Raw genomic sequence first — 15,075 nt, forward strand, 5'->3', positions numbered from 1 at the left:
TGGCAAGACAAGCCATAGGGTTTGCGGTATACAGACGGGCTATAATGTTTTCACCTTGCTGGAGCCGCCAATGTCGTTACGACCGCTCGTTTTGCTCAGTCTTTTCAGCCTGCTGGTGGCCTGTGGCAGCGATGCACCCAAGCCCCAGCCACCAACACCAGGCCCAGCGCCGCAACAGGCGCAGAAGAAGGCCAAGGCGTCTGCCGAGCTCGGCCCGCTGCCGGCTTACCAACGTGAAATCAGTGGCACCCTGATGGGCGTGCCGGCCGACGCCGAAGTCGAACTGGCGCTGCTGGTGATCGACGAAAAGGATCGCCCGCAACAATTGCTCGCCAGTGCCAACCTGATTGGCACCAATCAGGTGTTGCCGTTTCGCCTGCGTTTCAACCCTGAATCCTTCCCGGTTGGCGCTCGCGTTGAACTGCGCGGCCGCGCCAGCCAGTCCGGGCAGTTGATTCTGCATCTGCCGGCGCAACTCATCACCCAGCCGACGACCCAGGCCCTGGGTCAGTTGCAATTCGTCAAAGCGCCATGATTGCACCGCTCGGCCTGCAACAGGCGTTGGGTGAACTGCTCGGTGACGCACAGCTTGTAGCCTGTGAATTGCCGGGCACCGAGCTGAAACTCTGGCTGATCGACGGCGACAACATGGACCGCGCTTTCAGCCCCGAAGAAACCCGGCGGATTCTCCACGAGCCGCCGTACTGGAGTTTCTGCTGGGCCAGTGGGCTGGCCGTGGCCCGCTATCTCGCCGAACACCCGCACTGGGTCGTAGGCAAACGGGTGCTGGATTTCGGCACCGGTTCCGGCGTGGCTGCGATTGCGGCCGTGAAGGCCGGGGCGCTGGAAGTGGTGGCCTGTGACCTGGACCCGCTGGCGATTGCCGCGTGTCGGGCGAATGCCGAACTCAATGATGTGCAGCTGCGCTACTCGACGGATTTTTTCGCCGAAGCGGATCGATTTGATCTGGTTCTGGTGGCCGACGTGTTGTACGACCGGGAAAATCTGCCGCTACTCGACGAGTTTCTCAGCCGTGGCCGGGAAGCGTTGGTGGCGGATTCACGGGTGCGGGATTTTCGCCATCCGCTGTATCAGCGCATCGAGATGCTGCAGGCGATGACCTTGCCGGACCTGGCCGAACCCGAAGAGTTTCGGCATGTGAGCCTTTACCACGCGCGGCGCGGTTAGCAAAAAGCTTCGCGGGCAAGCCTCGCTCCTACAGGGTTGGGTGGCGATTTCGAAATCAGCGCGGACCTGTAGGAGCGAGGCTTGCCCGCGAAGACGTCCTGCCTGGCAGCACATCACTCAATGATCACCCCGCTTTCAGCCGCCCCCCACCAAGCCTTATAGTGGCCTCATCCACGCTTTTACGAGATCCCCCATGAGTCAGGAAACGCCGTACATCTTCGACGCCACGACTGCCGATTTCGACCAGTCGGTGATCGAGAACTCTTTCCACAAACCGGTACTGGTGGATTTCTGGGCCGAATGGTGTGCGCCGTGCAAGGCCTTGATGCCGATGCTGCAAACCATCGCCGAGAGCTATCAGGGTGAGTTGCTGCTGGCCAAGGTCAACTGCGACATCGAGCAAGACATTGTTGCGCGTTTCGGCATTCGCAGCCTGCCGACCGTGGTGCTGTTCAAGGACGGTCAGCCGGTGGACGGTTTTGCCGGTGCGCAACCGGAATCCGCTGTGCGCACGATGCTCGAACCTCATGTGCAAATGCCGCCTCCAGCCGCCGCCGACCCGTTTGAACAGGCTCAGGCGCTGTTCGATGAAGGCCGTTTCGCCGACGCCGAAGCCACGCTCAAAATCTTGCTGACTGAAGACAACACCAATGCCAAGGCACTGATCCTCTACGCCCGCTGCCTTACCGAGCGCAGCGAGCTGAGTGAAGCGCAAGCCGTACTCGACGCGGTCAAGACCGATGAACACAAGGCCGCGCTGGCCGGCGCCAAGGCGCAGATCCAGTTTCTCGGCCAGGCCAGGGATTTGCCGGATGCGGCAGACCTGAAAGCACGCCTGGCGAAAAATCCGCAGGATGATGAGGCGGTCTATCAGTTGGCGATCCAGCAACTGGCCCGTCAGCAATACGACGCGGCGCTGGATGCGTTGCTGAAACTGTTCGTCCGCAACCGCAGCTACAGCGAAGGCTTGCCACACAAGACCTTGCTGCAAGTGTTCGAACTGCTGGGCAACGATCACCCGTTGGTGACCACGTACCGTCGCAAGCTGTTTGCCGCGCTCTATTAAGCTCTTTTTTGCGGCTTACTCGATCCAGCTGTAGAGCGGCGTATCCCCGCCGCTCACTACTTTGACCTCTGCGCAGTGGCGCAAGCGCACCAACAAGCGCTTGCCCGCCGCTGCGCTGCCGGTCAGCCCTTCCAGTTGCTCCAGCAAATCCGGCCCACTCAATTGCCCGGCCTTGCGCAGCAATTCTTTGGCGATCTGCCATAGCGCATCATCCTGATTCACCGGTTTGACCGGTGTTGCACTCGCCTCGGGTTTGGCAGCCTGCAACTGCGCACCGAGCTGCGCCCAGTCGCCCTCATCCAGTTCAAGGGTCAAATCCACCGGCCAGTCGCCGATGCTTCCGCGTATTCGCAACATAAGTCTGCTCCAGCACATACCTGACTCGCATGCTCCCATGGGTCTTGCACAACGCCAAGCAGACGGTCAAACTCTCGGCACTTTCGTTATAAGATTACATAACAAATTTTTCATTTTACTTTTCGGAGACCCGTCATGCGCCGTCTGCTGCTCGCTTTGCCGTTTGCCTTGTTACCGCTGGCTGTCGCCCACGCGGCTGTCGAGCAAGATCACGACCATGAGCACGGCAGCCTCGGTGCCCACGAACACGGCGTCGGTCGCTTGAATGCGGCGCTGGACGGCCAGACCCTGGAGCTGGAGCTGGAAAGCCCGGCAATGAACCTGGTGGGTTTCGAGCACGCCGCCACCACCGATGCCGACAAGGCCAAAGTCGCCGCCGTCCGTGCCCAACTGGAAAAACCACTGACACTGTTCAACCTGCCGAAAGCCGCCGGGTGCGTGGTCGCGACCCAGGAGCTGGAAAGCCCGTTGTTCGGTGACAAACCGGATGCCGACGATGAGCATGAAGAAGCCAAGGATGGTCACGAGCATCAACATGACCACAGCGAAATCCACGCCCGTTACCAATTCAGCTGCTCGGCCCCGGGCGCGCTGAAGACCCTGGACCTGGCGACTGTCTTCAACACGTTCCCGGCTACCCAGAAGATTCAGGTACAACTGGTCAGCCCGAGCGGGCAGCAAGGGGTTGAGGTGACGGCCAAGGCGGCTGCCCTGAAATTCTGATCCGACACCAATCCTGTAGGAGCGAGTCTTGCCCGCGAAAGCGATCTGTCAGTCAACATCTCTGTTGGATCTACTGGCCTCTTCGCGGGCAAGCCTCGCTCCTACAGGGGGTAATGTTGAATGTGAAGTCGAGACAAACCTCATGAAATCGGCGCCATGACCCAAGCACTCATCGAATTGTCCGACCTGGGCTTCAGCTGGCCCGGTCACCCGCCGTTGCTGGACATCCCGGCGTTTCGCCTGGAGCCTGGTGAAACCCTGTTCCTCAAAGGCCCCAGCGGCAGCGGCAAGACCACCCTGCTCGGCTTGCTCGGCGGTGTGCAAAAGCCTGATCGCGGCAGCATCCGGCTGCTCGGCCAGGAATTGACCGAACTGTCTGCCGGGGCTCGCGACCACTTCCGGGTCGATCACACCGGCTACATCTTCCAGCAGTTCAACTTGCTGCCGTTTCTGTCGGTGCGGGAGAACGTCGAACTGCCCTGTCACTTCTCGAAACTGCGCGCCGAGCGGGCGAAACAACGCCACGGCAGCGTCGATCAGGCCGCCGCCACCCTGCTCGCCCATCTGGGCCTGAAGGACGAAAACATTCTGGCCCGCCGCGCCGATTCGCTGTCCATCGGCCAGCAGCAACGGGTCGCTGCCGCGCGTGCGTTGATCGGTCAGCCGGAACTGGTGATCGCCGACGAACCGACCTCGGCACTGGATTACGACGCCCGCGAAAACTTCATTCGCCTGCTGTTCGCCGAATGCCGCGAAGCCGGCTCGAGCCTGTTATTCGTCAGCCACGATCAGAGCCTCGCGCCGCTGTTCGATCGCCACCTGTCGCTGGCCGATCTCAATCGCGCCGCCACCCCGTCCGAGGTTTGAGATGTATTTGTTTCGTCTAGCCATGGCCAGCCTCGCTAACCGTCGCTTCACCGCGATCCTCACCGCGTTCGCCATCGCCCTGTCGGTCTGCCTGCTGCTGGCGGTGGAGCGGGTGCGCACCGAGGCCAAGGCCAGTTTCGCCAGCACCATCAGCGGCACCGACCTGATCGTTGGCGCGCGTTCCGGCTCGGTGAACCTGCTGCTGTATTCGGTATTCCGCATCGGCAACGCCACCAACAACATCCGCTGGGACAGCTTCGAGCAGTTCGCCAACAACCCGAAAGTGAAGTGGGCGATCCCGATGTCCCTCGGCGATTCCCATCGTGGTTATCGGGTGATGGGCACCACTGAGGCGTACTTCGAGCATTACCAGTACGGCCATCAACAGCATCTGGAACTGGCCGACGGCCGTGCCTTCGCCAGCGATCCGTTCGAAGTGGTGCTCGGCGCCGAAGTGGCCGACGCGCTGCACTACAAACTCGGCGACAAACTGGTGCTGGCCCATGGCGTGGCGGCGATCAGCCTGGTCAAGCATGACGACAAACCGTTCACCGTGGTCGGCATTCTCAAACGCACCGGCACCCCGGTGGACCGCACGCTGCACATCAGCCTCGGCGGCATGGAAGCGATCCACATCGACTGGCACAACGGTGTACCGGCGCGGGGTAACGGTCGGGTCAGTGCCGATCAGGCGCGCAACATGGACCTGACGCCGCAAGCAATCACCGCGTTCATGCTCGGCCTTAACAACAAGATTTCGACCTTCGCGCTGCAACGTGAAATCAACGAATTCCGTGGCGAACCGATGCTGGCGATCCTGCCGGGTGTGGCGTTGCAGGAGCTGTGGAGTTTGATGAGCACGGCGGAAAAAGCCTTGTTCGTCGTCTCGCTGTTCGTGGTGCTGACCGGGTTGATCGGCATGCTCACGGCGATTCTCACCAGCCTCAACGAGCGGCGCCGGGAGATGGCGATTCTGCGTTCGGTGGGTGCGCGGCCATGGCATATCGCGACTTTACTGGTGCTGGAAGCGTTTGCCCTGGCGCTGTCGGGAGTGATTGCCGGCGTGGCGCTGCTGTATGTCGGCATCGCCGTGGCGCAGGGTTACGTGCAGTCGAATTACGGTTTGTACCTGCCACTGGCCTGGCCAAGCGAATATGAATGGACGCTGCTCGGTGGCATCCTGATCGCCGCGCTGCTGATGGGCAGCGTGCCGGCCTGGCGCGCTTATCGCCAATCCTTGGCCGATGGCCTGTCGATCCGCCTGTGAGGACGTTGAACATGCCCCGCGCTCTGCTTGCGCTGTTGATGCTGGTTGCTCTGCCGCTGTGGGCGGCCGAGCCGAAAGACCTGACCTGGTCGGAAATGATCCCGCCGGATGCCCCGCCGGAAGTGCCGAACATGACGCCGCTGCACGACCTGTCGAAGATGAGCGACGCATTGTCCGCGGAGTCGGCCCCGGCCGCCAAACAGGACATGCCGAACGCGCCGGTGGTGAAAAGTCTCGATGGCCAGAACATTCGCTTGCCGGGGTACATCGTGCCGCTGGAGGTCAGTGAAGAAGGCCGCACCACGGAGTTTCTGCTGGTGCCGTATTTCGGCGCCTGCATCCACGTACCGCCTCCGCCGTCGAACCAGATCGTGCACGTCAAAAGCGAAGTCGGCGTGAAGCTCGATGAGCTGTACCAGCCGTACTGGGTCGAAGGTGCGTTGCAGGTCAAGGCGTCCACCAGCGAATTGGCGGATGCCGGGTATCAGATGGAGGCGCAGAAGATTTATGTGTATGAACTGCCGGAGTGAACACCGGTAGTTCGGTGTTGAATGAAAGGACGCCTTCGCGGGCAAGCCTCGCTCCTACAAGGCAATGTTGAACCTGTAGGAGCGAGGCTTGCCCGCGAAGAGGCCCTCGAAGGTTCCGCAAAAATCTGGGCCATCACTGATTCGTTGAGCTGAGTCAAAAGACCGTATCAGTTGGATCCCTACCATTGGACATCGAACATTTTTAACGTCCTTTGGAGCCCCCATGCACAAGTCCCTGCTCAGCGCTTCGCTGCTTGCCCTCGCGCTCGCAGCCCCGCTCACCCATGCCCATGAGGCTGGCAATATCATCGTTCGGGCCGGTGCGATCACCGTCAATCCGACAGCCGACAGCTCCAGCGTCAAGGTCGATCAAGGCCCGCTGAAGGGCGCCGACCTGGGTGGCAAGGCCACCATGAGCAGCGACACGCAACTGGGCCTGAACTTCGCCTACATGATCACCAACCACCTGGGGATCGAACTGCTCGCGGCCTCGCCGTTCGAGCATGACGTGAAGCTCAAAGGCACCGCGCTCGGCGCCGCCAACGGCAAACTCGGCACCCTGAAACACCTGCCGCCGACCCTGAGCCTGGTCTACTATCCGATGGATGCCAAGTCCGCATTCCAGCCGTATGTCGGCGGCGGGATCAACTACACCTGGATCTACGACGAGCACGTCAGCAGCGAAGCCAGCGCCAATGGCTTCAGCAACTTCAACGCGAAAAACTCCTGGGGCCTGGCCTGGGAAGTCGGTGCCGACTACATGCTCACCGATAAGGTGATGATCAACGCCCAGGTGCGCTACATCGACATCGACACCCGTGCCACCGTGGAAAACAACGCCGTGGCTCCGGGCACCCGCGCACGGGTGAACGTGGACGTCGATCCGTTCATCTACATGGTCGGTCTGGGTTACAAGTTCTAAGCAACATGTGATCAGCTTTTGTGGCGAGGGAGCTTGCTCCCGCTGGGCTGCGAAGCAGCCCCAAGATTGATGGCGACTGCTGCGCAGTCGAACGGGAGCAAGCTCCCTCGCCACGGAACTGCATCGGTCATATTCGACACACAAAAAAGGCGCCTTCAAGGCGCCTTTTTCACAACTGTGTAAAACCTCAGCGCCCCAACAACCGCGCCAGGCCAACGCTCATCGGCGTCTGCTCCGGGTAGGTGAACCGCTCCAGCAAACGCCGGTTATTCGCTCGTGAATGGCGGATGTCACCGGAACGCGCCGGGCCAAAGCTAACGGGCGGCAGCTTGCCGACCACGGCTTCAAGGGCTTCAAGCATCTGCTTGAGAGTCGTCGCCTGATTCCAGCCGACATTCACTGCGCCGACCTCGACCTGCGGTTTCTCGATGGCTTGCACCAGCACGTCCACCAGATCCTCGACGTAGACAAAATCCCGAGTCTGCTCGCCATCACCGAACACGGTGATCGGCAGGCCTTTCTGCGCGCGCTCGCTGAAAATGCTGATCACACCGGAGTATGGCGAAGACGGATCCTGACGCGGGCCGAAGATGTTGAAGAAGCGGAAAATCACCGGTTCCAGACCATGCTGGCGGCGATAGAAATCGAAGTAATGCTCGCTCGCCAACTTGTCCACCGCATATGGCGTCAACGGTGCCTTGGGCGTGTCTTCGTCGATCGACTCGCCCTCGCCATTGTTGCCATAGACTGCTGCGCTGGACGCGTACAACACGCGTTTGACACCGGCCTGACGCATGGCCTCGCAGACGTTCAGCGAGCCGATGAAGTTGCTCTGGTGAGTTTTCACCGGGTCATCCACCGAAGCCTGCACCGAAGCCACCGCGGCCAGATGCGCCACCGCGCTGCAACCGAGCATCGCCTGCGCCACCAGGGCGGCATCAGCGACATCGCCTTCGATCAGTTCGACGAGGGGATTGTCCATCGGCAGGTTGCTGCGCTTGCCGGTGGACAGGTCATCGAGAATTCGCACCGAATGACCTTTGGCAAGCAAGGCATCGGTCAGGTGCGAACCGATGAAACCGGCGCCGCCGGTGATTAAAACAGGGCCGTCAGCCATGGCGATAAAACCTATCCAGTAAGCCCGGGAGTGCCGCGCGCCAGGCGCGGGGCTTGATCCCGAAGGTGTGCAGAATTTTCTTGCAGGCCAGCACTGCGTGTTGCGGTTCTTCGGCAGCGTCGGGCCGCGCGGCGTGAGCCTGGGCGGTCGGCGCTTCGATGGCCAGCGGATGCAGGGCGCGCGCTTCAGTGAGAATCGCCTGCCCCAGTGCCAGCGGTGTGGTCGCCTCATGCCCGGCGTAGTGGTAGGTGCCCCACAGCGGCGCAGCACAATCGAGTTGCTTGAGCACCGAAATGATCACTCGGGCAGCGTCGTCCACCGGCGTCGGATTACCGCGACGATCATCCGCCAACAGCAGTTCTTCAGCTTTCTCGGCTCGGGCGAGGAATCGCCCGAGGGTGCCCTCGGGGCTGTCATCGAGCAGCCAGCCGAAACGCAGCAACACATGCTGTGGACAAGTGGCGCGCACGCTTTGCTCAATGCGCCACAAAGCTTGACCGCGCAGGCCCAACGGTACCGGTTCGTCTTTTTCGCTGTAGGCGGTCGCCCGGGAGCCATCGAACACGCGATAACTCGACGGTTGCACCAGCACGATGTTGTGATGCTGGCACAATTCGGCCAGACGCTCGATGGCGCGCTCCTGCCCGGCCAGACGCTGTTCGCTGACGGTCTCCGCCTGGAACCAGTCGAAATAGTAGGCGAGATTGATCAACGCATCTGGACGGGTATCGTCGAGCAGTTGCGTCAGGCTCGCGGCGTCCCAGCCGTCTTGTGGTGGGCGGGGGGCGAGGAAACCGATGTCTTCCTCCGCACCGAGGCGAATCAGCGCCTGCCCAAGGGCATTTCCGCCGCCCAGTAACATAAGGCGCATTCGCATAGAGTCAGCAGGCCCAGTCTGATTGGAACGATGGCTTTATCGACAGCGCCCGCAGGCGATGTCCTCAATAATTGCCGGAATCGTTGCATTTTGCGGGTTTAGTGCGCAACCGTCACCCGTAAAGTGTAGTTCCCGGGGATTTGTGGTGCCGCTACTGGCCTCAGGAGCAACACAGAGCCTGAGCGGTACTTGCAACTTCCCGTCCCCACCCGCATAAATTGGCTCATGAACCTGCCCATCCCCGCAGACAGCGCGCTGAACGGTTTCCACCCCGCCGTCAGCGCCTGGTTCAGCAACACCTTCGCGACGGCTACCGCCGCCCAGGCCCGGGCGTGGCCGTTGATCCGCCAGCGCCGTTCAACGCTGATTGCCGCGCCCACCGGCTCCGGCAAAACCCTCACCGCGTTTCTGGCCGTGCTCGACGATCTGGTCCATCGCGGCCTGGAAAACCCGGATGGCCTGCCGGACGAAACCCTGGTGGTCTACGTTTCGCCGCTCAAGGCCCTGTCCAACGACATCCGGATCAACCTGCAAAACCCGCTGGCCGGCATCACCGAGCAGTTACGCCTGATGGGCCTGCCCGACGTGCCGATCAGCACTGCCGTGCGCACCGGCGATACGCCGCAAAAAGACCGCTCGGCCATGCGCAAAACCGCGCCGCACATTCTGGTGACCACTCCGGAATCCCTATACGTGCTGCTCGGCTCCGACTCCGGCCGGAAAATGCTCGGCACCACGCAAACGGTGATCGTCGACGAAATCCACGCCATCGCCGCCAGCAAACGCGGCAGTCACCTGGCCCTGAGCCTGGAGCGCCTGCAAGCGCTTTGCCCGCAACCGTTGGTGCGGATCGGCCTGTCCGCCACGCAAAAACCCATCGAGGCGGTATCGCGTTTTTTGGTTGGCGGTGATCGCGACTGCGAAATCATCGACATCGGCCATGCCCGCCCACGGGATCTCGATATCGAAGTGCCGCCCGTGCCGTTGTCAGCGGTGATGGCCAACGACGTGTGGGAGCTGGTCTATGACCGCCTCGCCGCCCTCGCCCGCGAACACCGGACCACGCTGATTTTCGTCAACACCCGGCGCCTGGCCGAACGCCTGAGCCGACACTTGAGCGAACGCCTCGGCAAAGACGCGGTGGCCGCCCACCATGGCAGCCTGGCCAAGGAGTTTCGTCTGGACGCCGAGCAACGGCTCAAGCGCGGCGAGCTGCAAGTGCTGATCGCCACCGCCTCGCTGGAACTGGGGATTGATATCGGCGACGTCGACCTGGTGTGCCAGATCGCTTCGCCACGCTCGATTGCCGGTTTTCTGCAACGGGTCGGCCGCTCCGGGCACCAGGTCGGCGGCACGCCCAAGGGCCGATTGTTCGCCACCACCCGCGACGACCTGATCGAATGCGCCGCTTTGCTCGATTGCGTGCGCCGTGGCGAACTCGACACCTTGTTGATCCCCGAAGCGCCGCTGGACGTGCTGGCCCAGCAGATCATCGCCGAGGTCAGTTGCCAGGAATGGCACGAGCAGGCATTGCTGGAGACGCTGCGTAAAGCCTCGCCTTACGCCAAGCTCGACGAAAAGCATTATCAGGCGCTGCTGCACATGCTCGCCGAGGGCTACAACGGTCGCCAGGGCATACGTAGCGCGTACCTGCACCGGGACGCCGTAAGCCGCACCTTGCGCGGTCGTCGGGGCGCCAAGCTGACCGCCGTGACCAGCGGCGGGACGATTCCCGACAACGCCGACTACAGCGTGTTGCTGGAGCCTCAGGGGCTGAACATCGGCAGCGTCAACGAAGACTTCGCGGTGGAAAGCATCGCCGGGGATATCTTTCAGCTGGGCAATACGTCGTATCGAATCCTGCGGGTCGAAACCGGCAAGGTCCGGGTCGAAGATGCTCAGGGCCAGCCGCCGACCATTCCGTTCTGGCTCGGTGAAGCACCCGGTCGCAGCAATGAACTGTCGTTCGCCGTGGCCCGCCTGCAAGCGCAACTCGATGAACTGCTCGCCACCACACCCGGCGATCTGCAACCGGCCCTCGACTGGCTGACCGACACCCTCGGCCTGAACCTCGCCAGCGCCGAGCAACTGGTCGACTACCTGGCCCGGGCCCGCCTGACCCTCGGCGCCTTGCCGTCCCAGGACACACTGGTGATGGAGCGCTTTTTCGACGAGTCAGGCGGTACGCAACTGATCATCCACTCACCGTTCGGCAGCCGCATCAACCGCGCCTGGGGCCTGGCCCTGCGCAAGCGTTTCTGCCGCACCTTCAACTTCGAATTGCAGGCCGCCGCCAGCGAGGACGCCATCGTGTTGTCGCTGTCCACCAGCCACAGCTTCGAGCTGGACGACGTCTGGCGCTACCTGCACAGCAACAGCGCCGAACATATCCTGACTCAAGCGGTGCTCGAAGCCCCGCTGTTCGGCGTACGCTGGCGCTGGAATGCCGGGGTCGCCCTCGCGCTGCCACGCTACAGCGGCGGCCGCAAAGTGCCGCCGCAGATCCAGCGGATGAAAAGCGAAGACCTGATCGCCAGCGTGTTTCCCGATCAGATCGCCTGCGTGGAAAACCTCGCCGGCGAGCGCGAGATTCCCGACCATCCGCTGGTGGAACAAACCCTCGACGATTGCCTGCACGAGGCCATGGACAGCGAAGGCTGGCTGGCGTTGTTGCGGCGCATGGAACAGGGCGATATACGCCTGATCAGCCGCGACCTGCCGGCGCCTTCGCCAATGGCGGCGGAAATCCTCAGTGCCCGCCCCTACACCTTCCTCGACGACGCGCCGCTGGAAGAACGCCGTACTCAGGCGGTACTCAACCGTCGCTGGAGCGATCCGCAGTCCACCGACGACCTCGGTGCACTGGACGCCGAGGCGATTGCCGCGGTGCGCGACGAAGCCTGGCCAACGCCAACCGGCCTCGATGAAATGCATGAGGCCTTGATGAGCCTGGCGTGCATCACCGACGCCGAGGCCCGGGCCAACCCCAATTGGCTCGAATGGCTGAACACCCTGGCCGACAGTGGCCGCGCCAGCCGTTTGCAGATCAACGCCAAGCAATCGCTGTGGCTGCCACTGGAGCGACTGACCTGCCTACGGGCGATTTATCCACAGGCCATGTTGTTTCCGTCGTTGGAGGCGTTGCCCGGTTTCGATGAAACCTGGGAGACGGACGAAGCGGTGCTGGAAGTGGTCCGCGCGCGACTCAGTGCGTTTGGTCCATTGCCGCTGAAAGCGATTGCCGAACCGCTCGGTTTACCGGCGCTTCAAGTCACTCAGGCCCTGGCCCAACTGGAACGCGAAGGTTACGTGCTGCGCGGGCAATTCAGCCCCGGCGCCCGCGAAGAGGAATGGTGCGAACGGCATCTGCTGGCGCGGATTCATCGCTACACGGTCAAACGGCTGCGCCGGGAAATCGAGCCAGTGGCGTTGCAGGATTTCATGCGCTTTCTGTTCGACTGGCAGCATCTTTCCAGCATGAGCCGAGGCCAGGGCAGCGCAGTGTTGCCGGCGATCATCAGCCAGTTCGAAGGCTACCCCGCCGCCGCTTCGGCATGGGACAGCGACATTCTGCCGGCGCGGCTCAAAGACTATTCGGCGAGCTGGCTGGATGAGTTATGCCGCAGCGGCAAACTGGTCTGGACCCGCCTGACCGCGCGCAACAAGAGCACCGGCACGGCATTGCGCAGCACGCCGATTCTGCTGCTGCCGCGTAATCAGGTCGGGTTGTGGAGCAGCTTGACCGAGCAGACGCCGGTCAACGAGTTGTCGCCCAAAACACAAAAGGTCCATGCAGCACTCAGCCAGCACGGCGCGCTGTTTTTTGATGAGCTGATGCACGAGGCCCATCTGCTGCGCTCGGAACTGGAAATCGCCTTGCAGGAACTGGTCGGTGCCGGACTGGTCAACGCCGACAGTTTCGCCGGGTTGCGGGCGCTGATCACCCCGGCCAGCAAACGCCAGAATCGCAGCAGCCGACGCGGGCGTGGAGCGTTTGTCGGCGGGATGGAAGACGCCGGGCGCTGGGCCTTGCTGCGCCGCAGTGCGGTCGCGCCGGTTGTGGATAAACCGGTTGTGGATAAACAACGCCCGACGTCCACACCCACAGAAACCCTGGAACACATCGCCATGACCTTGCTGCGCCGGTACGGTGTGGTGTTCTGGCGCTTGCTGGAGCGCGAGGCGGACTGGTTGCCGAGTTGGCGGGAATTGCTGCGCACGTTCCATCGGCTGGAGGCCCGGGGCGAGATTCGTGGCGGGCGGTTTGTCAGTGGCCTGGCCGGCGAACAGTTTGCCCTGCCCGAGGCGATCCCGTTGTTGCGCGAAGTCAGGCGGCGCCCCCATGACGGTAGTTTGATCGCGGTGTGCGGGGTCGATCCGCTGAACCTCGCCGGCACCCTGCTGCCGGGCGCGAAAGTGCCGGCGCTGGCGAGCAATCGGCTGGTTTATCGCGACGGCTTGCCGACCGCCGCCGAGATCGCCGGCAAGCAGCAATTCTGGCTGGAGCTGGATCAGCAATCGACTACAGAAGTACGCAACACACTGATCCGCCACTCCCCCCTGTAGGATTCAATCTCCTGTGGCGAGGGAGCTTGCTCCCGCTGGGGTGCGAAGCGCCCCCAAAACCTGTAAACCAATTTCTCCCGGATGCACCGCGCTGTATGGCTTTGCGACTGCTCCGCAGCCGAGCGGGAGCAAGCTCCCTCGCCACAAGGTTTAATACCAGCCGCGAGATATTTGACCTGCACGCAAATATCAAATGCCCATCCCTGTATTTTTCCGCACGCCCCAAACCCCGACACTGCGCTCCATCAATCAATCCATCGGAGTTGCAGCCATGCCCATTGCCTTGCTGGCGCTGACCCTTAGCGCTTTCGCCATCGGGACGACGGAGTTCGTCATCGTTGGCCTGTTACCCACCATCGGCGCCGACCTGGGCGTCAGCCTGCCGTCTGCCGGTTTGCTGGTCAGTTTGTATGCACTCGGGGTGGCCGTCGGCGCGCCGGTGCTGACCGCCCTCACCGGCAAAGTCCCGCGTAAATTGCTGCTGTTGTCGCTGATGGTGCTGTTCACCCTCGGCAACTTGTTGGCCTGGAAAGCGCCGAGCTACGAGTCGCTGATCATTGCGCGGATCGTCACCGGCCTGGCCCACGGGGTGTTTTTCTCAATTGGCTCGATCATCGCCACCAGCCTGGTGCCTAAGGAAAAAGCCGCCAGCGCGATTGCCATCATGTTTACCGGCCTGACTGTGGCGCTGGTCACTGGCGTGCCGCTGGGGACGTTTATCGGTCAGCATTTCGGCTGGCGTGAAACCTTCCTCGCGGTGTCTGCACTGGGTGTGATCGCCTTCATCGGCAGCCTGCTCTACGTACCGAAGAACATCGCCCACAGCAAACCGGCTTCGCTGTTGCAGCAGTTGCAAGTGCTCAAGCAACCGCGCCTGTTGTTGGTGTATGCCATGACGGCGGTCGGCTACGGCGGCTCGTTCATCGCCTTCACCTTTCTGGCACCGATTCTTCAGGACATTGCGGGCTTCAGCGCCAGCACCGTCAGCCTGGTGCTGCTGGTGTACGGCATCTCGGTGGCCGTCGGCAACATCTGGGGCGGCAAGCTGGCGGATAAACGCGGCCCGATCGGCGCCCTGAAAATCATCTTCGCCCTGCTAGCCGCCGTACTGTTCGCACTGACCTTCACCGCCGCCAATCCATGGCTGGCCCTGGCCACTGTGCTGGTCTGGGGTGCGGTGGCGTTCGGCAACGTGCCGGGGCTGCAGGTGTATGTGGTGCGTCAGGCCGAACATCACACCCCGCATGCGGTGGACGTGGCGTCGGGCCTGAACATCGCGGCATTCAACCTCGGCATTGCCGGTGGTGCGTGGGGTGGTGGCTTGATCGTGGCGCATATGGGCCTGATCCATACCGCGTGGATCGGTGGCCTGGTGGTGTTGGTGGCATTGGCACTGACCGCCTGGAGTGGTCGTCTCGATCGATTGGGTCCGGTGTATGCCGAGCCGGCTGAAGGTTCGGCCCGGATCGTTGTCGGGCACTGATAGATCAAAAGATCGTAGCCTTCGGCAACTCCTGCACGCCTGTGGGAAGCTGCCGAAGGCTGCGATCTTTTGCTTTTACCGTCCGTAGCCCCGTCGAAACTTTCTCGCACAC

General features: G+C 62.2%; 13 protein-coding genes. 10 read left to right on the plus strand and 3 right to left on the minus strand.

Annotated elements, in window-relative coordinates; genetic code table 11:
- The first annotated feature begins 70 nt into the window (after window positions 1–70).
- From AC07V0_RS15435 to trxA, 3 genes are all read left to right on the plus strand, one after another.
- The gene (locus AC07V0_RS15435; protein WP_018925687.1) at window positions 71–535 is read left to right on the plus strand and encodes a YbaY family lipoprotein; all 465 of its coding nucleotides are present in this window, start codon (window positions 71–73) and stop codon (window positions 533–535) included.
- Window positions 532–1,188 (plus strand): class I SAM-dependent methyltransferase, encoded by a 657-nt coding sequence (locus AC07V0_RS15440; protein ID WP_086945955.1) that lies wholly within the window; start codon window positions 532–534, stop codon window positions 1,186–1,188. Before AC07V0_RS15435 ends, AC07V0_RS15440 begins: the two co-directional genes overlap by 4 nt.
- Before the next feature lie 193 nt (window positions 1,189–1,381).
- Window positions 1,382–2,254: a thioredoxin gene (trxA, locus tag AC07V0_RS15445; protein WP_086945956.1), complete on the plus strand. Its 873-nt coding sequence runs from the start codon at window positions 1,382–1,384 to the stop codon at window positions 2,252–2,254.
- 15 nt (window positions 2,255–2,269) lie between these two features.
- On the opposite strand, the gene AC07V0_RS15450 is transcribed toward trxA, so the two are convergent.
- The gene (locus AC07V0_RS15450) at window positions 2,270–2,611 is read right to left on the minus strand and encodes a hypothetical protein (RefSeq protein ID WP_086945957.1); all 342 of its coding nucleotides are present in this window, start codon (window positions 2,609–2,611) and stop codon (window positions 2,270–2,272) included.
- Between the two features lie 135 nt (window positions 2,612–2,746).
- Here AC07V0_RS15450 and AC07V0_RS15455 point away from each other — a divergent pair, with 135 nt between their 5' ends.
- From AC07V0_RS15455 to AC07V0_RS15475, 5 genes are all read left to right on the plus strand, one after another.
- The gene (locus AC07V0_RS15455) at window positions 2,747–3,334 is read left to right on the plus strand and encodes a DUF2796 domain-containing protein (protein WP_086945958.1); all 588 of its coding nucleotides are present in this window, start codon (window positions 2,747–2,749) and stop codon (window positions 3,332–3,334) included.
- 156 nt (window positions 3,335–3,490) lie between these two features.
- Window positions 3,491–4,201 carry an ABC transporter ATP-binding protein gene (locus tag AC07V0_RS15460; RefSeq protein WP_086945959.1) on the plus strand — a complete coding sequence of 237 codons (711 nt, stop codon included), beginning with the start codon at window positions 3,491–3,493 and terminating at the stop codon, window positions 4,199–4,201.
- Window position 4,202: 1 nt separating this feature from the next.
- Window positions 4,203–5,468, plus strand: coding sequence for an ABC transporter permease (locus AC07V0_RS15465; RefSeq protein ID WP_007933653.1), 1,266 nt, complete (start codon window positions 4,203–4,205; stop codon window positions 5,466–5,468).
- An 11-nt stretch (window positions 5,469–5,479) separates the two neighbouring features.
- Window positions 5,480–5,998, plus strand: a complete 519-nt coding sequence (locus tag AC07V0_RS15470; RefSeq protein WP_018925681.1) for a DUF3299 domain-containing protein — start codon at window positions 5,480–5,482, stop codon at window positions 5,996–5,998.
- A gap of 223 nt (window positions 5,999–6,221) precedes the next feature.
- Window positions 6,222–6,920, plus strand: coding sequence for an OmpW/AlkL family protein (locus AC07V0_RS15475; RefSeq protein ID WP_064620668.1), 699 nt, complete (start codon window positions 6,222–6,224; stop codon window positions 6,918–6,920).
- A gap of 187 nt (window positions 6,921–7,107) precedes the next feature.
- Here the strand turns inward: AC07V0_RS15475 and AC07V0_RS15480 are convergent, their stop codons facing one another.
- Both AC07V0_RS15480 and AC07V0_RS15485 read right to left on the minus strand, forming a co-directional pair.
- Window positions 7,108–8,037, minus strand: a complete 930-nt coding sequence (locus AC07V0_RS15480) for an NAD-dependent epimerase/dehydratase family protein (RefSeq protein WP_086945172.1) — start codon at window positions 8,035–8,037, stop codon at window positions 7,108–7,110.
- Complete coding sequence (locus tag AC07V0_RS15485) at window positions 8,030–8,914, minus strand: sugar nucleotide-binding protein (protein WP_032833719.1); 885 nt, start codon at window positions 8,912–8,914, stop codon at window positions 8,030–8,032. Before AC07V0_RS15485 ends, AC07V0_RS15480 begins: the two co-directional genes overlap by 8 nt.
- 225 nt (window positions 8,915–9,139) lie before the next feature.
- Here AC07V0_RS15485 and AC07V0_RS15490 point away from each other — a divergent pair, with 225 nt between their 5' ends.
- Together AC07V0_RS15490 and AC07V0_RS15495 are read left to right on the plus strand one after the other, a co-directional pair.
- Window positions 9,140–13,480 carry a DEAD/DEAH box helicase gene (locus tag AC07V0_RS15490; protein WP_086945171.1) on the plus strand — a complete coding sequence of 1,447 codons (4,341 nt, stop codon included), beginning with the start codon at window positions 9,140–9,142 and terminating at the stop codon, window positions 13,478–13,480.
- 271 nt (window positions 13,481–13,751) lie between these two features.
- Window positions 13,752–14,963 carry an MFS transporter gene (locus tag AC07V0_RS15495; protein ID WP_086945170.1) on the plus strand — a complete coding sequence of 404 codons (1,212 nt, stop codon included), beginning with the start codon at window positions 13,752–13,754 and terminating at the stop codon, window positions 14,961–14,963.
- Window positions 14,964–15,075 lie beyond the last annotated feature (112 nt).

The organism is Pseudomonas sp. GW821-FHT01E10 (assembly GCF_059422365.1).